The 22,337-nt window shown below is 51.2% G+C and carries 16 protein-coding genes and 1 tRNA gene; 8 read left to right on the forward strand and 9 right to left on the reverse strand.

Annotation, left to right across the window (positions count from 1 at the left end; translation table 11 throughout):
- Nucleotides 1-59: 59 nt before the first annotated feature.
- From EYB48_RS06975 to EYB48_RS06985, 3 genes are all read right to left on the reverse strand, one after another.
- Nucleotides 60-2,762, reverse strand: coding sequence for a M16 family metallopeptidase (locus tag EYB48_RS06975; protein ID WP_162019594.1), 2,703 nt, complete (start codon nucleotides 2,760-2,762; stop codon nucleotides 60-62).
- A gap of 169 nt (nucleotides 2,763-2,931) precedes the next feature.
- The gene (locus EYB48_RS06980) at nucleotides 2,932-5,694 is read right to left on the reverse strand and encodes a M16 family metallopeptidase (RefSeq protein ID WP_162019595.1); all 2,763 of its coding nucleotides are present in this window, start codon (nucleotides 5,692-5,694) and stop codon (nucleotides 2,932-2,934) included.
- 98 nt (nucleotides 5,695-5,792) lie between these two features.
- Complete coding sequence (locus EYB48_RS06985; RefSeq protein ID WP_162019596.1) at nucleotides 5,793-6,617, reverse strand: D-hexose-6-phosphate mutarotase; 825 nt, start codon at nucleotides 6,615-6,617, stop codon at nucleotides 5,793-5,795.
- Nucleotides 6,618-6,756: 139 nt separating this feature from the next.
- Here EYB48_RS06985 and EYB48_RS06990 point away from each other — a divergent pair, with 139 nt between their 5' ends.
- From EYB48_RS06990 to EYB48_RS06995, 3 genes are read left to right on the forward strand one after another with little or no spacing between them, the layout of a single operon-like run.
- A complete protein-coding gene (locus EYB48_RS06990) occupies nucleotides 6,757-7,131 on the forward strand; it encodes a SirB2 family protein (protein WP_162019597.1) in 375 nt (124 codons plus the stop codon).
- Between the two features lie 16 nt (nucleotides 7,132-7,147).
- Nucleotides 7,148-7,489 (forward strand): hypothetical protein, encoded by a 342-nt coding sequence (locus EYB48_RS19060; protein ID WP_202927707.1) that lies wholly within the window; start codon nucleotides 7,148-7,150, stop codon nucleotides 7,487-7,489.
- Nucleotides 7,425-8,672: an amidase gene (locus EYB48_RS06995; RefSeq protein ID WP_235934985.1), complete on the forward strand. Its 1,248-nt coding sequence runs from the start codon at nucleotides 7,425-7,427 to the stop codon at nucleotides 8,670-8,672. Before EYB48_RS19060 ends, EYB48_RS06995 begins: the two co-directional genes overlap by 65 nt.
- Before the next feature lie 80 nt (nucleotides 8,673-8,752).
- On the opposite strand, the gene EYB48_RS07000 is transcribed toward EYB48_RS06995, so the two are convergent.
- Nucleotides 8,753-10,360 carry a GMC family oxidoreductase gene (locus EYB48_RS07000; RefSeq protein WP_162019598.1) on the reverse strand — a complete coding sequence of 536 codons (1,608 nt, stop codon included), beginning with the start codon at nucleotides 10,358-10,360 and terminating at the stop codon, nucleotides 8,753-8,755.
- Between the two features lie 143 nt (nucleotides 10,361-10,503).
- On the opposite strand from EYB48_RS07000, the gene EYB48_RS07005 reads away from it, so the two are divergent.
- On the forward strand, nucleotides 10,504-11,526 hold the full coding sequence (locus EYB48_RS07005; RefSeq protein WP_162019599.1) for an AraC family transcriptional regulator: 1,023 nt from the start codon (nucleotides 10,504-10,506) through the stop codon (nucleotides 11,524-11,526).
- On the opposite strand, the gene EYB48_RS07010 is transcribed toward EYB48_RS07005, so the two are convergent.
- Together EYB48_RS07010 and EYB48_RS07015 are read right to left on the reverse strand one after the other, a co-directional pair.
- On the reverse strand, nucleotides 11,509-13,848 hold the full coding sequence (locus EYB48_RS07010) for a PAS domain S-box protein (protein WP_162019600.1): 2,340 nt from the start codon (nucleotides 13,846-13,848) through the stop codon (nucleotides 11,509-11,511). The two genes, EYB48_RS07005 and EYB48_RS07010, sit on opposite strands and share 18 nt — an antisense overlap.
- Before the next feature lie 78 nt (nucleotides 13,849-13,926).
- On the reverse strand, nucleotides 13,927-14,394 hold the full coding sequence (locus EYB48_RS07015) for a thioredoxin family protein (protein WP_162019601.1): 468 nt from the start codon (nucleotides 14,392-14,394) through the stop codon (nucleotides 13,927-13,929).
- 270 nt (nucleotides 14,395-14,664) lie between these two features.
- Here EYB48_RS07015 and dinB point away from each other — a divergent pair, with 270 nt between their 5' ends.
- Entirely contained in the window at nucleotides 14,665-15,720 is a 1,056-nt protein-coding gene (gene dinB / locus EYB48_RS07020; RefSeq protein ID WP_268895122.1) for a DNA polymerase IV, read from the forward strand.
- Here dinB and EYB48_RS07025 read toward each other — a convergent pair.
- The 3 genes from EYB48_RS07025 to EYB48_RS07035 form a co-directional block, all read right to left on the reverse strand.
- Nucleotides 15,703-16,518, reverse strand: a complete 816-nt coding sequence (locus EYB48_RS07025; RefSeq protein WP_162019603.1) for a substrate-binding periplasmic protein — start codon at nucleotides 16,516-16,518, stop codon at nucleotides 15,703-15,705. The genes dinB and EYB48_RS07025 overlap by 18 nt on opposite strands.
- Before the next feature lie 29 nt (nucleotides 16,519-16,547).
- Nucleotides 16,548-17,330: a substrate-binding periplasmic protein gene (locus EYB48_RS07030; protein WP_162019604.1), complete on the reverse strand. Its 783-nt coding sequence runs from the start codon at nucleotides 17,328-17,330 to the stop codon at nucleotides 16,548-16,550.
- 106 nt (nucleotides 17,331-17,436) lie between these two features.
- A tRNA-Arg gene (locus tag EYB48_RS07035) sits at nucleotides 17,437-17,513 on the reverse strand.
- Between the two features lie 225 nt (nucleotides 17,514-17,738).
- Here EYB48_RS07035 and EYB48_RS07040 point away from each other — a divergent pair.
- From EYB48_RS07040 to EYB48_RS07050, 3 genes are all read left to right on the forward strand, one after another.
- A complete protein-coding gene (locus tag EYB48_RS07040; protein ID WP_162019605.1) occupies nucleotides 17,739-18,281 on the forward strand; it encodes a c-type cytochrome in 543 nt (180 codons plus the stop codon).
- Between the two features lie 8 nt (nucleotides 18,282-18,289).
- Complete coding sequence (locus EYB48_RS07045) at nucleotides 18,290-18,511, forward strand: hypothetical protein (RefSeq protein ID WP_162019606.1); 222 nt, start codon at nucleotides 18,290-18,292, stop codon at nucleotides 18,509-18,511.
- A gap of 596 nt (nucleotides 18,512-19,107) precedes the next feature.
- On the forward strand, nucleotides 19,108-22,212 hold the full coding sequence (locus EYB48_RS07050; protein WP_202927709.1) for a TonB-dependent receptor: 3,105 nt from the start codon (nucleotides 19,108-19,110) through the stop codon (nucleotides 22,210-22,212).
- Nucleotides 22,213-22,337 lie beyond the last annotated feature (125 nt).

The raw sequence follows: 22,337 nt of genomic DNA on the forward strand, positions 1-22,337 counted from the left end.
CCCCGGCAGTGCGTACTGTCGGGGCTGCATTGAGGAGTGACGGCCATTTATTCAATCACTTATCTGGTAGAGGCAGCCTTGCCAGCTTTTGCTGCATCGGCCGTCGTCACTACGCTCCAGCTCTCCGGTAGCACATATTTTTTCGCCGCCTGGTTGACTTGTTCCAGTGTCAGTGCCTGTATCGATGCTTCCAAACGCTGAAATACGCGCAGATCCTGACCTTCATGCAAGGCGGCATTCCACATATCCGCCAGTTGCTGATTGCTTTGCCGGTGCTGCGCATCTGCGCGTGCGATGTTCAGCTTCGCCTTCTTCAGCTCGGCTTCCAGAAAACCTTGTTGCTGGACATTCTGCAACACTTCAGTCACTGCCTGGCGCAGTTTCAGCAGGTTTTCCGGAGCACTGCTGGCGACTATATCCCAGCGTGCATAGGGATCAGTCTGATCGGCAGAAAATTGTGACTGCACGCTGTAACTCCAGCCCTCCTGCTGACGCAGTCTTTGCATCAGACGGGATTCCAGCCCTGCTTGCCCCAGCAAATAATTGATTACCACCAGTGCCGGAAAATCCGGATGTGCTTTACCGACAGACAGATAGCGGCGACCATAAAAGTAGGCACTGCTCTCACCCGGCGTATCGATGCTGGCTGACATGGCAGGACGCTCCGGCGCTTGCTGATGAATTTCGGCATAAGGCGATTTACTATCCCAGCCACTTAATTCCGGCGTCAGGCTGGCCAGCACATCTTGCGGTTCAAAATCGCCGACGATCACCAGATGACCGCTGCTCGCACCATAAAAATTTTTATGGAACTCAAAAAAGTCAGCGCTTTTGATGGCATTCATTTCAGAGATACTCTGCTGGCTGGTTTCCAGCCGGCGCGGATCGCTGGTCGGGTAAGTGTTGAAGTGCTGGGCGTAGCGGTCTTCGATTTTACGTAGGGGGGTTTTCCTTTCCAGATCCAGCGAAACGCGATGTCTGGCAACGATGTCCATCGCCTGCCCAAAGCCGGGTTGCTTCAGATTCAGCATCATCAGACTCAGTGCTTCGCGCAAATCGGCTCTGGTGGTGGAAAAATGTCTGACACTGCCTTGCATATGCAAGCGCGCACGTTCTGCTTCCAGGCTTTCTTTCCCGTATTGGCCCGCGCCATTGAGCAGCGCCTGATCGGTAAAATATTCCAGCCATTTTTTTTCATGCAAGGATTGCAGATTACCCCAGTGCAGACGTAAATCTACCGTGACGACTTGTCCACGGCTGGGTTTGGGCAGCAGCACGACCTCGATATTTCCTATCTTGATACGCTGAGATTGTGCCATCAGATTATCGTAAGATGCATCAAAGCCGCTGACCGGTGCGTATTCATCCACATGTTTGAATTGCTTCAGGATGTCGTTCACATCTGGCGCAGCGGGTATCTCCACTGGCTGGTTTGGCTCAGCGTACAGCAGGCCGGAAATGCGGTTATTTTTTTTCAGATATTTTTTGGCAGCGGCCTGTACCTGTTCGGCTGTCAGAGCAGCGATTCTGGCTTTCTCGACAAAAAACATGCGCCAGTCACCCAGCGCAATATATTCGGACAGACGTATCGCCAGCGCCTCCGGGTCATCCAGCGTACGGGTATAGGTAGCGGCAAATTGCGCTTTAAAGAAACGCAAATCCTGCTCACTTATCAGGCGTTGCGGAAACTGATCTATCGCTTTTTGCATCAGTTTGCTCTGGTCTTCAATTTGCTTAGCCGATTGTTGGCGCGTGATGAAATAAATCAGACCGCTGTCACGCATACCAGGACTCAGGCTGTACATGCTGTGCGATAAGCGGTGTAAAGACTGATCGGCATCGCGCTGTTCCCGCTCAGATGACACTACGGTTGCAGCGAATTTAATCGCCGCGAAATCCGGATGCAGCGCGGAGGGGACATGGTAAGCCTCGATTGCCGCGCTGAAATTCGCGGGCTTACGCACGATGACGCTGCGTTCACCTAAAGCCCCTGGCTCTACCGTTGCGATCAGCGGCAGTGACTGCGCCGGTTTCGGTATGCTGCCAAAGTATTTTTGAATACTGCCTAATACTTGCTCAGGCTGGAACTGTCCGGCCACCAGCAAGACCGCATTGTCCGGGCGGTAGTAGCGGTGGTAAAACTGTTCCAGTTCAGCGGTTTGGGCGGCATCCAGATCGCTGCGTTCGCCAATCGCAATATGTCCATAGCCATGCCAGTCAAATGCGACCGCCTTCACCTGATGCATCAGGCTGTTATACGGATTCCCTTCACGTAGTTCCAGCTCGTTTTTGACTATCGTGACTTCACGCCGCAGTTCGTCCGCGCTAAAGCGCACATTGCGCATACGGTCGGCTTCCATTGCCAGCATCCAGTCCAGCTCTGTCTCAGAAGCAGGAATGATTTCAAAAAAATTGGTACGGTCATCGGTAGTGGTGCCATTCCAGCGGCCACCACGCCGGCTGATTTCCTCAGCGATTTTTGGGAATTGCTGGCTGCTTTTGTACAGCATATGTTCGAGCAAATGTGCATAACCCGATTGCCCCGCGTTCTCGTGCCGGGAGCCGACCAGATAAGTCATATTGATCGTGACGGTATTTTTACTATTGTCCGGCATCAGTAATACCCGTAAGCCATTCGGCAGGCGGTATTCGGAAATACCTTCTGCGCTGGCGATCAGCGGCGGGTTACTGGCAGCCTGCGCTGGTGTGACCGGCGCGGCCAGTGTGTAGCATGTGAACAGTGCAATCAGGAGTGTGCGCATAATGGTTGGAGGACGGAGGTAAAACACAAGAAACGTAAGATGACTGCTGCCGGTTCCAACATGTAGCCTTAGCAGCTTTATCCTGAAAATAAAAAATCAGGCACCGCTTACAGCTGGTGCCTGACAGTTGCGCATACCTAAGTAAAACCAGGCAAGCGAATTGACTTCATCACTTGCCTGGTACGGCAGCAGCCTGCGCGGCTTTTGCCTTTACCTCATCGCCCGCGATAAAGGTGCTCATACGGGCTGGATTGACGTATTGACGGAAGGCGGCATTGACTTGTTCCAGCGTCAGATTTTTAATTTTGTCATCCATCGCCTGTGACCATGCCCAGTTGCGTTTGAGTTCAAGGTGATTGGTCCACCCTGCTGTCAAGGCGCCGTCGGTGGTGCGGCCTTGTGCGCGTTGCTGCAGCATGCCGGATTTCGCTTTCGCCAGTTCCTCGGCAGTGAAGCCATCTTTCAGGGCACGCTTGAGTTCTTCCTGGATCGCGATTTCCAATTTCTCCAAATTTTGCGGCGCTGCCGTGGCTGAGATCGCGAAACTGCCAACCGGGTCGATTTCACCGACCGATAAGCTGGAACCTCCGCCATAGGACAGACCATCTTTCTGACGTATGCGTTCCATGATGCGTGAATTCATACCGGCACCACCGAAGATGTAGTTTGCCACACGCAGGGCTGGATAATCGGCATCATCTTCGCGCATAGTAATCGTCATGGCGCTGGAGTAAACCCCGTTTTCCTTATCCGGTGTATGGAAGGTTTTACGAACTACAGCCGGATCATTCCGCTTGCTGACCATGCGGGTGTAGGGCGCTTTGCTGGTCCAGCCATCGAAGGCTTTGGCAATTGCGGCTTTGGCTGCCGCTACATCCATGTCACCGACTATCGCGATCTCGCCTTTAGAGGCACCGTAAAAGTCTGCATGATAGGCTTTGATATCTGCCAGCTTGACGGCGCGGATATCGGCCAGACTTTCATCCAGTGTTTTCGCGGCACGGAAGTCGCCTTTCGGATAGCTGTTGAAATGCTGACCCAATTCGCGGTTCACGATAGAGCCAGGTTCATTGCGTGAGGCTTCCAGGCCGACGATGGCGCGGTCCCGCAACTGGATGAATTCGCTTTCCGGGAAATTCGCTTCACGTAACACATGCGAAACCAGTTCCAGTGCGGCTGGCAGATGTTCTTTCGTGGTCTGGAAGGAGTACAGGCCACCGCTCATTTTCAACTTCGACATTTCATCCGCCAGCTGAGCGCGACTGTACTTACTGGTGCCAGTCATCAGCAGGCTGCCAGCCAGACTGGAGACTGTGCTCTTACCAAACAGGCTCTTTTCATCACCCCAGTGCAGATTCAGCGAGACATTGACCGCTTCACCACGGTTCTTTTTAGGCAGTAAAGCGACTTGCAGATTGCCGATCTGGGTGATTTCTGTGCGTTTATCGATATTTGCCGGCGCCGGATCGAAGGCTTCACCACTCAGCACTGAGGCTTTGGGTTTGAAGTCTTTCATCACCTCAGCCATGCTGGGTGCAGCCGGGATCTCTGCGCGCTGTGGTGTGTCTTCCGGGATGAACATGCCAACGGTGCGATTGTCACGCACCAGATAGCGTTTGGCGACTTCATTCACCTGTTCCGGTGTGATGCTATCGACTTCATCGCGGTCTTTGAATAAGTAGCGCCAATCACCCATTGCGATGTATTCCGACATGCTGATGCCGATGGACTCGTGATTGTTCAGCATTTTCTCGAAAAAATTATGCGTATCACGTTTGATGCGGTCGATTTCTTCTTTGCTCGGTGGCGCTTTCTTGAAATCTTCTATCGCGGCCAGCAAGGCATCGCGTGCGGCATCCACCGATTCGCCTTTTTTCACCACCGCACCGATGATGGACAAACCAGGGTCAACCTGACCGACGGCGCTAGAAAATACCTGCACTACTTTGCCGGTCTCCACCAATTGCTTATGCAAACGGCCATGCGGTGCGCTGGTCAGCACGCTGCCCGCAAAGCTGAGCGCATCGCGGTCAGGATGCAGGCCGGATGGGACTTTATAGCCTATCATGACAAACTGCACATCGCCTTTGCGGCGTACGATCACATTACGTTCACCATCCTGGGTTGGCTCTACTGTCCATAACTGTGGCAGGCTGCGTTTAGGTTTAGGGATTTTGCTGAAGGCGCCATCTATCCATTGCAAAACTTTTGCAGTATCGAACTTACCCGCGACCAGCAGGACCGCGTTATCTGGCTGGTAGTACTGACGGTAAAATGCTTGCAGGTTGTCGATTTTGACGTTTTCGATATCGCTGCGATTGCCGATGGTGGAGTTGCCATAGTTATGCCAGTCATAGGCCACACTTTGCATGCGCTTCATCAGCACGCTGCCCGGCGAATTTTCACCGCGTTCATATTCATTGCGCACGACCGTCATTTCGGTATCGAGATCTTTTTTAGCAATGAAGGAATTGACCATGCGGTCGGCTTCCATTTCCAGCGCCCATTTCAGATTGTCGTCATTGGCCTGGAATAACTCGTAGTAATTGGTGCGGTCGAGCGATGTGGTGCCGTTCATGCGCATGCCGCGCTTATTGAATTCTTCCGGAATTTTCGGATTGCCCGGCGTGCCTTTGAACAGCAGATGTTCGAGCAAATGCGCCATACCGGTTTCGCCATAGTTTTCATGGCGTGAGCCAACCAGATAAGTCATGTTGACCGTAACAGTAGGTTTGCTGGCATCTGGCATCAGCAATACGCGCAGGCCGTTCGGTAAGCGGTATTCAGTGATGCCTTCTACGCTGGTAACCTGACTGACGCCCTTAGGCAGGCTATCCGCCAGCAACAGCGGTGCGGTGAACAGCAGAGCGCCGCCGAGTATCAGCGAGCGCAATACAGGTTTGAGAGACAAAGTGATTGTGGCATTTGGCATATTTTTTCCATTGTGTCAGGTTAAAGTCAGCAGCAAATTCAGCTGCTGGCCAATAGAGTTTCCCTTCGTGTCGTCAGCACAGGGGGATGCTGTATTCCTCAGGCGAGCAGTTCGCATTGCAAGAGCTGGCTACCGCTCCAATGCGCACCGGGTGCAAGGTGTATAGGCTGGCTGATCGCTGCAGCCTCGACGCATAACATTTTTTGTTCGCCTCCGGATTCAAAGTCCGGCAGTTTGACAGCGGCAGCGGGTCCGGGGTTCCATACCACGGCATCCTTAAATCCCTGCTGCCGGATGTCCAGTCGCTGATGCGCCTGTTCCAGGCGCAGTAAATCTGGCACATCACGGTAAATGCGGTCGGTTTCGCCATTGATCTGCACATACGCATCCTGTTCTAAGCAATTATCCTGAGCCAGCACGCTGTCACGATAACGGCAATCCTGCAAACCAAGCAAGCGCGCCTGACTCAGCTCACTGACTGCCAGATAGGTATGCAGTGCTGAGGTAAAACTGAAGGCAGTGTCACCGCTATTGTGCACAGTCAGTGTCACCTGCAATTGCTGTGCAAGCAGCTGCACCCGGATGGTGGCTTGAAATACATAAGGCCAGATCGTCAGGCGGGCGATGTTTTCCTTCAGATGGAATTCCACCACTGCGGCACCATCCTCTTGCAGAAACGGGGTATCCGCCTGCCACAGTGCGGTGCGCGCAAAGCCATGTTTGGGCAGACTGCCGAGACCTGCAAATTGCGGAAAGATCACAGGAATGCCCCCGCGTATCGCCACCCCTTCTTTGAATTCCGTTTTTTGACTCAGAAATAGTTGTTCCTTGCCTTGAGCAGGTATCCATGAACAGACATGAGCACCGAGGGGACTGATTTTTGCCGTTGCACCATCGGCTGCGCGGAGATGAATGAATTCCATACGTGAAGATTTCAGCAAAGAGGATTAATGATAATTTTATATTCTATGTCAGCTTTACCACATCCTGCATGAACGCTTACAGCACACACAACAATTTCGGGTAGTATCGCCTGCATGTCATGGTATTTGGAGCTGAGGATTGAACACCCTGTGGTTAAAACATCTGCATATCAGCCTTGCATTGCTGAGTGGTGCTCTGTTTGGTTTGCGTGCTTACTGGCGCTGGACGAGGCCGGAACGCCTGCAACTGCGCTGGGTCAGGCTCACGCCCCATGTGGTTGACAGTGGGCTGCTCATGAGTGCGGTCGGCCTGATGTGGCTGACTCAGCAATACCCTTTGGTACAACACTGGCTGACGCTGAAACTGGCGGCTTTGCTGCTGTATATCGTGGCTGGCAGCTTTGCTTTAAAACGCGGAAAAACCCCGCTGGTGCGCGCGCTGGCGCTGCTGCTGGCAGTATCCGCATTCTTCAGTATTGCAGGCATCGCTCTGCATCATTCCACAACCTGGTAAAGAAAGAACTGTAACGATGAAACTTTCCCGACTCAGCCTGATGTTAGCTACTTTGCTCACGACCCACAGCAGCTTTGCGGAGATGCCGGCTACCCTGGAGCAGCAACAAAGTGCGCTGCGCAGCGGCAAGCTCAGCGCCACCGAACTCTTGCAGTATTACGGGCAGCAGATTGCCGCGCGCAATCCGGCGACTGGTGCGGTGCAAGCGCTGGATCCGCAGGCTAAGGAAGTCGCAGCACGTATCGATCAGCAAAAAAAAATACAAAGGTGCATTGACTGGCCTGCCTTTGCTATTGAAAGACAATATCGATGCGCAAGGCATGATCACAACGGCCGGTTCACTCGCGCTGGCCGATAATCTGGTGCAAAAAGATGCGCCGCTGGTGGCCAGGTTACGTGCTGCCGGTGCGGTGATCGTCGGTAAAACGAATCTCAGTGAATGGGCCAATCTGCGCTCATCCAAATCGACCAGTGGCTGGAGCAGTGCCGGTGCGCAGGTGCGTAATCCATATGATCTGAGCCGCAGCCCCTGTGGTTCCAGCTCAGGTTCAGGCGCAGCGGTGGCGGCACGCATGATACCGGCTGCGATCGGTACCGAGACTGATGGCTCCATCGTCTGCCCGGCTTCTGTGAACGGCCTGGTCGGGTTGAAGCCTACTGTAGGGCTGGTCAGCCGCACCGGTATTGTGCCTATCAGTCATACCCAGGATACGGCGGGACCGATGACACTGACGGTAAAAGATGCGGCGCTGTTGTTGAATGTAATGGCGGGTAGCGATCCGGCCGATCCGGCGACCTTGGAAGCTGATAAACGTCGCAGTAAAGATTACGCTAAAGGCTTAAGCCGCAATGGCCTGCAAGGGCGCAGGCTGGGTCTGGTCAGGCAATTGGCAGAAGGCTACGATGCCGAAACCAAAGCCTTATTTCAGCGTTCACTGGCTACCTTGAAAGCCGCAGGCGCGACCGTGGTTGAGGTGGATTTGCCAGGGCTGGAGGAGCTCGATAAAGATGAACTGACGGTTTTGCTATATGACTTTAAAGCCGACCTGAATCAGTATCTGGCAGCGACTCCGGCCACGGTGAAGCACAGGCAGATGGCGGATGTGATTGCTTTCAATCAGGCGCAGGCCGAACGGGTGATGCCTTACTTTGCTCAGGATTTGATGGAACAGGCCCAGGCTACCAGCGGTTTGCAGGATCCGGTCTATCTGGCAGCGGCGGCACGTGTCCGGCAAAAGGCAGGAATACAAGGTATCGATGCCACCATGAGACGGCATGGTCTGGATGCACTGATCGCACCGACGACTGGCACCGCCTGGCCTATCGATTACAAAGCGGGTGATGTGATCGAAGGGAGTGCCAGTACACCGGCAGCGGTTGCGGGTTATCCGCATCTGACGGTACCAATGGGGCTGGTACGTGGCTTGCCGGTCGGGCTCTCGTTTTTCGGACATGCCTGGGGTGAAGCGAGATTGCTGCAATTAGGTTATGCGTTTGAAAAAGCGCGCCCTGCCTTGCCTGCGCCGCAGTTAGTGCGCTGAGGCCAACTCAGCCAGACAAGCAGCACCGGACGCAAAACTGCTGCGCCCGGTGTGCTGTCAGGTCTGGTGGCTGAATAGATTCACACCTGGTTTTTCAAACCATCTCGTATCATCGCAGCGGCCTTCTCCCCTATCATCATGGCTGGCGCATTGGTATTGCCACCAATCAGAGTCGGCATAATCGATGCATCCACCACCCGTAAGCCTTGCAGACCAATGACTTGCAATTGTGGATTCACCACCGCCATCGCATCGACGCCCATCTTGCAGGTGCCGACCGGGTGATACACGGTATCGGCGGTCTGGCGTATGACGGCGCGGATTTCATCATCGCTGTGTACCGCAGCAGTCTGGAAGTCGCTGTCGCGCAGGCTGGCCAGCGCCGGTGCATCCATGATGCGCCGCGTCAGGCGAAAGCCTTTGACCATGTTGTCCATGTCCTCAGGATGCTCAAGGAAACGCGGATTAATCAGCGGTACCGCCAGCGGGTCCGGACTCGCGAGCCTGACATCGCCGATACTCTTAGGCCTGAGCAGGCACATATGGCAGGAATAGCCATGTCCCAGATGTAGCTTACGTGCATGGTCGTCCAGCATGGCGATCACAAAATGCAATTGGATGTCCGGCATGCTGAGTGATGGATCGGTTTTCAGGAAGGCACCACCCTCGGCACCATTGGAGGACAGGATGCCGCGCCGCTCCCGCTGATAACGCAACAGTTCTTTGCCCATGCGCAGAGTGCCAGCCGCAGAAATGCCAAGCAGATCCAGGCTTTTGGCACGGTATTTGAACACAAAATCCGGATGATCCTGCAAATTCTGGCCCACACCCGGCAAGTGTTGAAGCACGGGGATGCCCATTGCCTGTAACTGTGCTGCATCGCCTACGCCAGACAGCATCAGCAATTGCGGGGTTTGGAAAGCGCCAGCGGCCAGCAGGATTTCGCGTCTGGCACGCAGGGTTTTGCGTACCCCGCCCTGCAGATACTCAACAGCACAGGCACGCTTGCCTTCAAACAGGATGCGGGTTACCTGACAGCCGGTTTCTACCTGCAGATTAGCCCGCTTGCCCTGATGCGGGCGCAGATAGGCACGCGCGGCAGTCCAGCGCTCCCCATCACCCTGGGTGACCTGATAAATGCCTACCCCTTCCTGCTCGCTGCCGTTGAAATCGGAATTCAGGCGGAAACCAGCCTGTTGTCCGGCCTGCAGAAAATGCTGCTGGAAAGGATTGTCACTGCGTAATTCGCTGACTCGCAACGGACCGGACTGACCATGCAGCGGCAGGCCATGGGTTTCATTGCATTCTGAATGCATGAAATACGGCAGTACATCCTGATATGACCAGCCGCTATTACCGAGTGACGCCCAATGATCGTAATCCTGCTGATGGCCACGGATATAGACCATGGCATTGAGACCGGATGAGCCACCCAGCATCTTGCCGCGCGGCTGATAGCCGCGTCTGCCGTTCAGGCCAGGTTGTGGTACGGTTTCAAAAGCCCAGTTATTGAGGCGGGTCGGCAACATCGCCACCACCCCGGCCGGGGTATTGACGACCCAGCTGTCGCCGGCACCGCCAGCCTCCAGCATAGTCACGCCTAGTTGCGGGTCTTCGCTCAGCCGTCCGGCGACGGCGCAGCCGCCCGATCCGCCGCCGACTACGATGTAATCAGTTTCAGTTTGCATACGGTCTCCTGTCGTTTTTTTGTTTTTTCGCAGCACGGCGTTGCCGAAAGCAGGCAAGCAGTGTACGTTGTCAGCATAGTAGAACGCACGTTCGTTTCCGGTAAGGACAAATCCTGCCAACCCCTCATCAGCACTGTATTCCTATGCCATCTGTTGTTGCGCCACCACTGCTCTCTGTGAAAGATGCTGTGTTTCCTTTGCATCCGCTCAGCGGCGTGCTGAGCCTGGCACGGGAACAGCAATGGCAGTGGTCAGCATCTTTGCTGGCGCTGGAAGCACAGCCAGGCAATCAAGCCCAGCCCAGACTGAGCTATGTGCAGGCGCGCGAAGCCTTGCTGCTCGCTAAGCATCAGTTGGGAAATCAGCTCGGCGTCTTGTCCGGCGCACGCAAAGCCTTGCCGCAGTTGAGCTACCTGGCGGCCGGGATGGCAGCGCAAGCGAATCTGGCAGATGCTTTGCGCTTTGGACTCGATTATCAGTTAATCGCCGGTGCCATGATGCATTTGAGTCTGGAACCGCAAAGCGAAGGTGTGGCGCTGGTCGCCTGTGCCTTGTTTGAAGATGCTGAACTGGAAGATGTACTGGCGATTGATCACCTGGCAACCGCAGTCAATGCGGCACGCCAGCTGTGCCCGCTGCCTTTCAGCTTACAGCGCGCGGAATTCCGCATTTGCGATGATGGTAACCGCTCTGTGTACGAGGCATTTTTTCACTGTCCTGTGATGTTTGGTGCAGACAGAAATCAGGTGTATTTTGATGCCTGCCAGCTGCAACAGGAATTGACACGATCTGACCCGGTGCAAGTCATGCTGGCCCGCTCAGCCTGCGAGCAAGAGTTAGCGATGCTCGGTGTGCTGGGACAGCAAAGCCTGCTACAGAAGTTGCTGGCGCTGCCTTGTGCGAATCATGGCATTGCGCAGGCGGCGCAAGCTTTGCAACTGAGTCCGCGCAGCTTGCACCGCTTACTGGCCAGAGAGGGTATTTCGTATTCAGCTCAAAGTGACAGGCAGCGTATTACGCGTGCCAAGAGTCTGTTGCTGCAAGGTATGGATCTGGAAGACATTGCGGCTCAGCTTGATTACTCAGACAGCCGCAGCCTGCGCCGCGCATTTCAAAGGCATACCGGTCTGAGCCCGGCCGCTTACCGATCAGGGAAACACCGGTAAATTGAACCAGAAGGTGGTGCCGTTGCCAGCCTGACTGCTGAAATGGATTTGTCCGCCCATGCCTTCTACCAGCGCTTTGGTGATGGCCAATCCCAGACCGGTACCGCCTTGCTGGCGGGTATTGGTGCCATCGGCCTGGGTAAAGGGCTCGAATAAATGGCTCTGAAACTCCGGCGGGATGCCGGGTCCACGGTCACTGACCGAAATATGGTAGTCCTGTTCCCGCCTGGCGATTCTGACCACCACGCTCTCGCCTTCGGGCGAGAACTTCGCAGCATTCGAAATCAGATTCGCCATCACTTGCATAAGCCTGTCGTAGTCGCCCAGACTGGTGGCACACAGCACTTCCTGTTCAAGAACCAGGCCCACTTGCAGCGAGCTGGTATAGGCTGCATTCGACTCGATTGTACTGTTCAGCAAGGCTATTAAATCGACAGGCTCAGATTTGATTGGCATTTTCCCATTGCTGAGTTTATCCATATCGAGGATGTCGTTGACCAGTTTGATGAGGCGCTTGCTATTGTTATGTGCGATCCGTATCAGTTGCCGCGCCGGTTCGCTGAGATCACCCGCTACGCCGGATTCCAGCAGACTCAGTGAGCCACGGATCGAAGTCAGTGGCGTGCGCAGTTCATGGCTGACCACGGAAATAAATTCTGTTTTAAGTTGATTGATGCGTAAGCGGTCGCTGATGTCCATCGCAAAGCCCACCCATTCCCGCTTGGAGTTTTCCAGATGATTAATCCCGACCAGAACCGGAACCGTATGGCCATCTGCATGTCTGAGCATGATTTCGAAAGGGGCTGTGGTACCGGTTTCGTTTAACTCGTTGTAGGCCAGCTTACACAGATACTGGTCATTTTCAGACAGCAATTCTTTCCAAATATAGGGTTCGCCGAGTAACTGGTCGCGGTGATAGCCACATAGCTGACAAAAAACATGATTAACGTCGATCAGGTAACGGCTTTGATTGCCTTGCACGATGCCGATCAGGCTGGAATTCATCAGGCGCTTGAGCCGACTCTCACTGTCGCGCAAGGCATTCAGCGTCTGGCGCTGTCCGGTGATGTCTTCTATCATCCAGACCGCGCCTTTCTGGTAATTTTCAGTTGGCAGAGCACGCCCGGCCAGCCGGGCGATAAATGGCTTACCATCCATGCGCCGCATCTTCCATTCCAGTTCTACCGGTTCATCCGCGAGTAAAGGCGCTTTCACGGTTTCTTTGAAGGCCAGATAATCTTCAGGAGTCAGGAATAAAAAACTGGTCAGTGCGCCTATCATCGCTTGTGCATTGGGGAAGTGGCACAGCGCGGCCAGCACATGATTCGCCCTGACGATCAGATCATTGCTGACAAACATAATGCCAACCGGCGCATTCGCAATCAGAATTTCCAGCTCACGCGCTAATTCTTTGTAGCGATTTTTGCTGGCGTTGAGCAAATCCTGATTCAGTTTGATTTGCTCTTCAGTCTGCTTGCGGTCCGTGATGTCGATATGTGTGCCCACGATGCGCACCGCACGATGGTTGCTATCCCATTCAACAACGGCGCCGACAGACATCATCCAGCGCCATTGTCCCGCCTTGTTTTTTTGCCGGAATTCCGCATGGTAATCGCCTTCGGCCTGCTGCGAGTAATGACGCTGATAGGCTTGCTTGAGCCCGGCGACATCGTCGGGATGGATGCCTTCGGTCCAGAAATATTCCCAAAAGCTGTCAGGATCGGGAAAGTCTTCATTGGAGTAGCCCAACAATTGCAGATATTCAGGACTAAAGCTGCCCATGCCGGTCTGCAGATTGATATCGTACAAACCCTGATTCGACGATTTCATGACCAGCCGACGCTGCTGCTCTGCCGCCTGCAGTTTTTGCTCGGTCTGCTTACGCTCAGTCTGATCGCTGACAAAACCATGCCAGAGTACACTACCGTCTGGCAGACGTTCCGGGGTAGCGTCACCCACTACCCAGCATTCCCTGCCTTCCGGCGTGGTAATACGATACTCATGCTTCCATACGGTCAGCCTGGCTGCCGATTCACGTATGCCCAGTATCAGGACGGGCAAGTCATCAGGATGTACTTTGGAAAACAGGATGGCCCCATCAACGCTGAGCTGCTCAGCGTTGACGCCGAACAGGGTCTCGACCGAGGCGCTGACATAAGGGAAAAAAAAGCGACTTTCTGAACAGCGCTGAAACTGGAAAAACATACCAGGCAGACAGCGTGAGAAGTTATTGAGTAAAGCATGACTACGTTGCAGAAGCGCCGCGCTGACGGCATCTGGTTCGGCTGGCGTTGCATTGATGATGGGCTGGCTACCGGTCATACCTACGCTCGCGAAACGTCATCGGGGAGCAGCGTCAGGTGGCTCCTGACGCTGTAAGTGTCGTCTGTTCAGACTGAATTACTGGTGCTGTGTGACGATTTGATTGAAGAAATCATACACGCCTTGTTCACTCATGCGGCGTGCATTTGACAATTCACCACCTTTGGAGGCAAACAATACGGTGTTGTCAGGTTTTAAAACGACGGCAGCCGGAATCCCTTTTTTGGTCGGATTACCGTAGGTCTCGATCAGTTCTTTGTTTTTATCAAACTGGCCCACATTCACTTTGACCACCACGAATTTTTTTGCAATCAGATCTGCGCTTTGGCCATGCATGGACTTGTCCAGTTCCAGGCAGTCTTTGCACCAGTTCGCACCGAAAATAAGCAGCACATTTTTTTTACTGGCTTGCGCCTGCTTCAGCGCGGCTCCTACTGCAGCCGGTGCGTCAGCGGTCTCATCATACGGGGCATTGCCAGCTGCATGAGCGCTGTGCAGTGACATACCGAGTACCAATGCAGAAATGAGTGTGAGGATTTTTTTCATAAATAGGATTCCTGTAATGCTGGCGGTACCAGCGAAATGACAGCAGAAGAATAGCGTGTTCCACAGCAACTGGAATGCAGTATTTCAATCTGACATATAAAACTATGCCGTAAAACTGAAACAGTTGCATGGGCGATAAACATTTTCTGCAAAAAAAGTCTACATTTGCAAAAAATGCTGGATGTATATACAGTTATGGTCAGTATTATTGGGCTTGACAGCTACTATATTCAGCCTGCTTACCTCCACGATCAAACAGTTGGTGTTGTATTGAAGAAAATTATTCATTGCGATTGTGATTGCTTTTATGCTGCCATCGAAATGCGTGATGACAGTTCCTTGCGCGGAAAGCCGCTCGCTGTGGGTGGGCGTCCCGATCAGCGTGGTGTGGTGGCGACTTGTAATTACGAGGCAAGGCGTTACGGTGTGCGCTCGGCCATGCCCATGTCGCAGGCAGTACGACGCTGTCCTGAGCTGGTGATCCTGCCGCCTGCAATGGAAAAATACCGGATTGCGTCACGCCAGATCCTCGCGATTTACCGCGACTACACAGACTTGGTTGAACCACTTTCATTAGATGAAGCCTATCTGGATGTGAGTGCTTCCTCTCATTATCAGGGCAGCGCAACAAGGATAGCGATGGCTATCCGGGCACGGGTCGCAAGCGAAGTCGGCATCATCGCGTCGGCAGGTGTGGCACCGAATAAGTTCCTGGCAAAAATTGCCAGTGACTGGAATAAACCCGATGGTCTGTTTGTGATTTTGCCGCATCAGGTTCCCGATTTTGTCGCGGCGCTGCCTGTGGCCCGCTTATTTGGGGTTGGTAAGGTGACGGCTGCCAGGTTGCATCAGCTAGGCATACAGACTTGTGCTGATTTACTGAGCTGGTCTTTGCCTGACTTGTTGCAGCATTTTGGCAAATTGGGGCGCAGCCTGTATTTTCTGGCACGTGGCGTGGATGAAAGAGAGGTTATCGTCAGCAGCGAACGCAAGTCGGTGAGTGTGGAAGAAACCTATGTGCAGGATTTACCCAGTGCAGAAGCTTGTCTCGCTGAGTTACCTGCCTTGCTCGGTGATTTGCAGCGGCGCGCCAGTGCATGTAATGCATTGCCGCATATCCACAAGCTCTACGTCAAATTGCGCTTCTCGGATTTTCGTATCACGACTGTAGAGTGTGTCTCCCGCGAGCTGGATGCAGACTTGTTCCGGCAACTGCTACAGACCGGTTTTCAACGTCGCCAGTTGCCAGTACGTTTGCTGGGTGTCGGTGTGCGTCTGCATGAGCAAAAATCCCCGGAATCAGCGCAGTTAGAACTTTGCTTGTGACTGACTCATTTGCCATATCGGTTCACTGAACGATAGCTGTAGTTGCTGGAAATATTGGTTTTCCATTTTTTTGATATGCAGTTTTTCCAGACCGCCATTAAAAGCTTTCTGCTTTGCCAGTCCTTTGGCATTGCGCTGAAAACAGATATGCATAGAAAACTCGGTCAGTTCCTTAGGATGAAATACGATATTTTGCTTCTCTGGCCCCAGGCTGTGATCACTGATCAGCAGACTCTTATACACCCACTTATCAATCACGATCACATCCACCCGTTTTGCCAATAACTTACGCAAGTTGCTGATATCAGACGGTGCGCTATCAACCAATAACTGTTTCTGTCTGACCATGGCGTCGAACACTTCGCCGTTGGCATATTCGTGGACGGTACCGATTTTAAATTTCTTCAGATCTTTCAAAGTTTCCCAGTCGAAATGGGCTTCGCGGAGACTGGCAAATCCTATGATGCTATTGCCCAGACTACCGGAGAAGTAGCAGTCTTTTTCCCTTTCTTTAAGATAGAAAGCCGGAAAATAGCCATCGAATTGCTCACTATTGAGTCCATCCTGTACCGCCCGGCTCCAGGGGAAATAGTTGATTTCTGTGCGCAGCCCACCCAATTGCGCCGCCGTCCGCACGATGCTGGCGGTCATGCCATCGCCCGGCAGGGTTTTGGTCACATAGGGCGACCATTCCAGCGACGTCAGGCGCACTACATTCTGTTGCGCACAGGCTTGTGGGCTGGTCAGGACAGCAGCACAATACAGAATCAGAATGGTAGGGATAAATCGCGTTAACATTTCTGCCTCAGAGGGGAATGCAGGGCAGTTTAGCGCATGTATTTGATTCTGAGTCTTTCCATCAGGCCAGACTGTTGTACTTTTTCAAATGACTGTCTGATTCTTTGCAGTAATGCCGGATCAGTATCTTTTTGCATGGCCAGGTAATACTGGTGCTTATTGTCCAGTAACAGCACACTCTCCAGTTCATCCGGATGTCTGCCCAAGGTTTTCATCAAATAGGCTGCGCTCCAGTCCTGAGAAACGATCAGATCAACCCTGCCGAGCAGAAACTTTTTCATATTTGAGTCTACCGTTGGTGCGTAATCGATATGCTTGTCCTCAATCGCAACATTCCTGATCAGCTCTTTACTGGAAGCCATTTCCCTGACCAAGCCTATCTTATAAGCCCGCATATCGGCAGGAGCCCGGATCTGAATGTCTTTGCGGCTTTTTAATTTATACAAATGTATTTGTCGCGGGCTGACCGGACCTATCCATACAAATTCTTGTTCTCTTTCTTTTGTACGGGTCATCGAAAATATCAGCGTATTTGCCTGGGTCTGTGCAAGTTGATAGGCACGGGCCCACGGTAAAACCTGTATCGGGGCTTGCAGATTGGCGTTACGCAAAATTGCATTAACGATTTCCGTGCTGTAACCCGTGACAACACCATGCTCTTCATAACTCAGCGGGGGTAAATGCTCGGTGACGATAGTCAATTCCGCCGAGTGCGCATGGCAGGACGCTCCCAGCAGAGTAATAAGCAAGAAACGAGATATCAGCAATGTAGAGAAGGAAATACCCATAGGCTGATTGTAATCGCTGGACATGAAACTGCCATGACAGCGTTACAAACACTACGTTGGTTTTACAACACAAACTTTGCGAAGTTCTGGGGGATGAAAATGAGTTGGCGACTTGCTAAGGGAGAAATAATGGCGCGCCAGACACGAATCGAACGTGCGACCCCAGCCTTCGGAGGGCTGTACTCTATCCAACTGAGCTACTGGCGCGGGGATGATTTACTGCAAGCGCGGTATTTTACCCTAATTTACCCATAGTCCAAGGACCACTAGGCATAAATTGTCGATTAGCACATAAAATTGACACGTTTCTTGTTTCTGCTCAGATGGCGTGCGTTCCCAACCCTAATCTTTGGCTCTATAATCGTTCGCTTTCAGGCTGCCGATCTGGTCTTGCTGGCAAGCTTCCCTACACCTATTTTCAACGAGGACATCATGAGCGACGCGCACGACGAACACGAATCAGCGATTAAAACACCTAAACAACTGATCCTTGCTGTGCTGGCCGGATTCCTGGTGCCGATTATTGTGATTGTCCTGTTGGTAAAATTTGTATCGAGTGACAAACAAACCGGCGCAGGCTCGAATGCACAAAGTCCGGAAGCTATTGCTACCCGGATTCATCCAGTGGCTGATGAAGGCTACACCTTTAAAGATGTGAGTGGTCCTAAGCAATTGCAATCTGGCGAAGCCGTCTACAAAATGGTGTGTGCTGCCTGCCACGATAGCGGCGCGGCAGGTGCTCCAAAATTTGGCGATGCTGGCGCATGGGGCCCGCGTATTGCACAAGGATATGACAAGGTCATAGAGCACGCTATAGGCGGTCTGCGCGCCATGCCAGCAAAAGGCGGCAATCCCGACCTCGACGATGTTGAAGTCGCACGCGCTGTTGTGCATCTTGCCAATGCGGGTGGTGCCAAGTTTAAAGAGCCAGAAGTCAAAGCTGCTGCCGCATCGGCTGAGGCGAGTGCTAAATGAGCGCTTAAATGAAGATTCTGCATCAATTAGAAACCTCCGCTTGCGGAGGTTTTTTTTTTTACCAGTCCTCACAAGTGGCACTTGTAATTTATATTGAATACCAGGAAATAGCGCAGACGGCCAAAGTCCTTTTCTGTGTCGAAATCAAGTGCGGAAATGAGACAAAATTTTGTCAAGTCGCCAAATTTTCTTTAAGTCAACAAATTATTTTTCTTGCCCAGAAGAAGTGAATTTTTTGGCATAGAAGTGCGAAGTCTGCACAAAAATGGTGAAAACAAAAAAGCAGATCAGAAATAAGTCCCTTGATTTTTAGTGACTATCCGAAATTAGGGAAAACTTTATTTTGAATTTTTAGGATTTTTAGAGAATTAAGTACAGTTTTCTCTGGAAATGTGGCTTTTAGGAAATTAAATATTGCGACGCACAAAAAAGGATCATATTTTTTTGCTATGAACATATATTGGTTTTTTCGATGTTGTTTTTAAGGGAAAGCTGTCTAAGGAGCAATTGACACTTACGCTGACAAAATGGTTCTATGGCACATAATATTTTTTGGCAAATTAATTTACATCGATAAGTTTTTTTCGAAATACTTATTTACATGTAGATCACAACAATGAAACCCGCAGGGTGAAAAACTGATTTGCCAGAAGTATTGTTGAGGTGTTGAACAGTTTGCATGTCACTGAATGACCACGAAGCGTAGCAATGACTACAAAAAATTAATCGAGGCGTTCAGCGATGTGCAACAAAACAAGCTGCATAGAATCAGTTTCATCATTGTTTCGATGTTGCATTTTGTTGAATTGGATACTTAGGAACTCATATGTCAAAGAAAAATCTTGTGTTGAAAAAAACACTGGTAGCGCGTGCTCTGACACTGGCTTTTGGTGTTGGTGTAGCTTCGTTCGCCTATACGCCAGACGTTATGGCGCAGTCGAATGCCGCTGGTACGGCTTACGGTAAAGTAGGAGCTGGTGTTGCAACGAACGTTGTGCTGAAAAATGTGGATACCAATTTCACACGCAGCGTTTCCATTGATGCAACCGGTAAATTCCAGGCTACAGCACTGCCAGCAGGTCGCTATCAAGCAACGCTGATTAAAGAGGGCAAGACCCTTGGCACTGTTGAATTGGACGTTCTGATCGGCCAAGGTGCGGAAGTTGATTTTGGTGCGCAGACAACAGGGGTTCAGTCGGTTGAGGTTTCAGCTCGTCGTAGCAAAATTGACGTTTCAAGTGCAACAAACGGCGCAACTTTCACGGCGAAAGAATTGGCGAAACTGCCAGTGGCACACAATGTTGATGCGATCATTCAATTAGCGCCAAACACGACCAGAAGTGATCCAACATATGCAGCTGGTGCCAGCTTTGGTGGTGGTGCAGCTTCCGAAAATGCGTATTACATCAATGGTTTCCCTGTTACAAACCCATTAACACAGTTGGGTGCATCTGAATTGCCATTCGGTGCAATTTCTCAAGCACAAATTTTGACTGGTGGTTTTGGTGCAGAATTTGGCCGCTCCACAGGTGGTGTTGTTAACATCACCACTAAGGGTGGTACCAATAACTGGGAGGTTGGTGCTTCTGCTTCGATTATTCCTAATGCCTTAAGATCAAATCCTGTTGATATTTACTATCCAAATACTGGTCGTTACCCATATAAAGTAGTAAATGGTAAGGAAACAGGAACTGACGGTTCGTTAGCTGTACGTCGCGAGAATAACACCTATGATCAGAAGCAACTTGGTGGTTATGTCGGCGGTCCGATTATTCAAGACAAGTTGTTCATGTTTGTTGCTTTAGAGGGAACACAAACGGACACTGGATCAGTAAACGTAGGACGGACGTCTACTACAAGTGCAACAAATGGCTGGCAAGATGCAACCACTAAACTGACCCGTTACTACGGTAAGTTGGATTGGAATATCAACGATGATCACCGTCTCGAATTGACAGCGTTTGGTGATAAACCAAAAACTGATACAAGCTACCGCGGGTACAATTATGCCACGCGTACAATTGATAATGCGGTCACTTCATCTTTGCACGAGGATAACAACGGTGCGAATGGCGGTGACGTACAAATTCTGCGCTATGTCGGCAATATTACCGACAATCTGGTTGTGACTGGGCTGTATGGTCAGAGTAAGTCTAAACATATTTATCAACCAGCTGGATATAATCCTAACCTGTTCCAAGTCGCCTACGATACCGGTGCAGATGTGTCTGGATTGAATTACAAAAGCCCACAAGGTTTTTCCGGTAATTTGCCGTTCAGCGGGTCTACGGACGAAATTAAATCGTATCGTTTAGATATCGAGTATAAGCTGGGACAACATACGTTGCGTGCTGGTTTGGATAATAACAAATTGACTTCGCTGAATGCAGGTGATTCTTCTGCGGGCGGTGGCCTCTGGTCGTATCATAAAATTGATCCAACAGCGATAATTTCTGGTAGTAACATGACTCAGCCTATCGGTTCTTTCGGTGGACTGGCTGCGCAAGGTTATTATGTAGAAAAAATCCTGAGTTCAACGGTTTCGAATGCGTACTCTGATCAGTCTGCACAATATATTGAAGACAAGTATCAAGTGACAAAAGACGTTTTGCTGACGTTTGGTTTGCGTAATGAGCAGTTCTCAAATGCCAATCAGGACAAAGTAAAATACATCGAAATGAAGAACCAGATTGCACCACGTTTCAGTGCTGCATGGGATGTCAATGGTGACTCTTCGATGAAAGTGTTCGGTAGTGCAGGTCGTTACTCTGTTCAAATGCCAACGGTTGTTGCATTGCGTGGTGCGAACGGCTCTTTGAACACCAATCAGTTCTTCACTTACACTGGTACGGACGCAAATGGTATTCCAACTGGAACGACTCAGTTGACGGCACCTATCTCGGGTAACAATGAGTTTGGTCAGGCGAAAGATCCGAAAACGATCACTGCGCTCAATTTGAAGCCAAGTTTCCAGGACGAATTGACTTTGGGTTTTGAAAAGGCATATTCTCAAAATCTGAATTTCGGTGCGAAGTTCACATATCGTATGCTGCGTGCAACGATTGATGACTTCTGCGATCAACGTCCTTTTGATGCTTGGGCAAAACGTAAGACAGTGGATACCTCAAACTGGAATGGTTTTGGTTGCGCATCGTTTAATCCGGGAGAAGCAAACTCATTCTTAGTTGATTTTAACGATGCAGATCCAGCGAAGCGTGGTAAAAACTATACGCGGGTTGATTTGAGTAAGGAAGATCTGGGCTTCGAGAAAGCGGAACGTAAATATTACGCCGTGGATCTGTTCCTGGAACATCCATACCGAAATGGCTGGTACGGTAAAGTAAACTACACTTGGTCCAGAAATACCGGTAACACAGAAGGGCAGACTGCTTCCGATTTCAACACTGCACAAGGTGATATCTCTACTACGCAGACATGGGATAATCCTGAGGTGATGAAGTATGCAAATGGTTTGCTGCCAAACAACCGTACGCATCAAATCAAAGCATTTGGCTTCTATGAGTTAACGCCAGAATGGACGGTTGGTGCAAACCTGTTGTTAGCTTCTGGCCGCCCACGCAGCTGCGTATCCCGTGCTGCCGATCCAGCCTTTGGTATCAATCCAGCGTACACTGTCCACTATTGTTTTGGTGCAACTAAAACTGCTAATGTTCCGTCACCACGCGGTACCGTTGGTAACTTGGAATGGGACCGTCAGCTTGACTTGAATCTGACTTACAAACCTCAGTTCCTGAAAGGTTTAGCGTTGAAAGTAGACGTGTTCAACGTATTTAATGCACAGACTGTTCAAAAGGTATCTGAAGAATATATGAATCGTGCGGGTACAATTTCTTCAACTTATGAACGTGTTATCAGCTATAGCTCTCCACGGTTTGCGAAGCTGACTGCTGAATACAACTATAAGTTCTGACCACTAAACTGTATAAATAAACCTTTTTATAGTTAGTTGCAGCACATTAAAACTTCCACCAAGGAATTGGTGGAAGTTTTTTTTTGTTTTGAAATAAAATTTTGGTGTACGGAGGTCAGAATTTC

Origin of the sequence: Cognatundibacterium crateris, from assembly GCF_010078235.1 — a bacterium.
GTDB classification, from domain to species: domain Bacteria; phylum Pseudomonadota; class Gammaproteobacteria; order Burkholderiales; family Burkholderiaceae_D; genus Undibacterium; species Undibacterium crateris.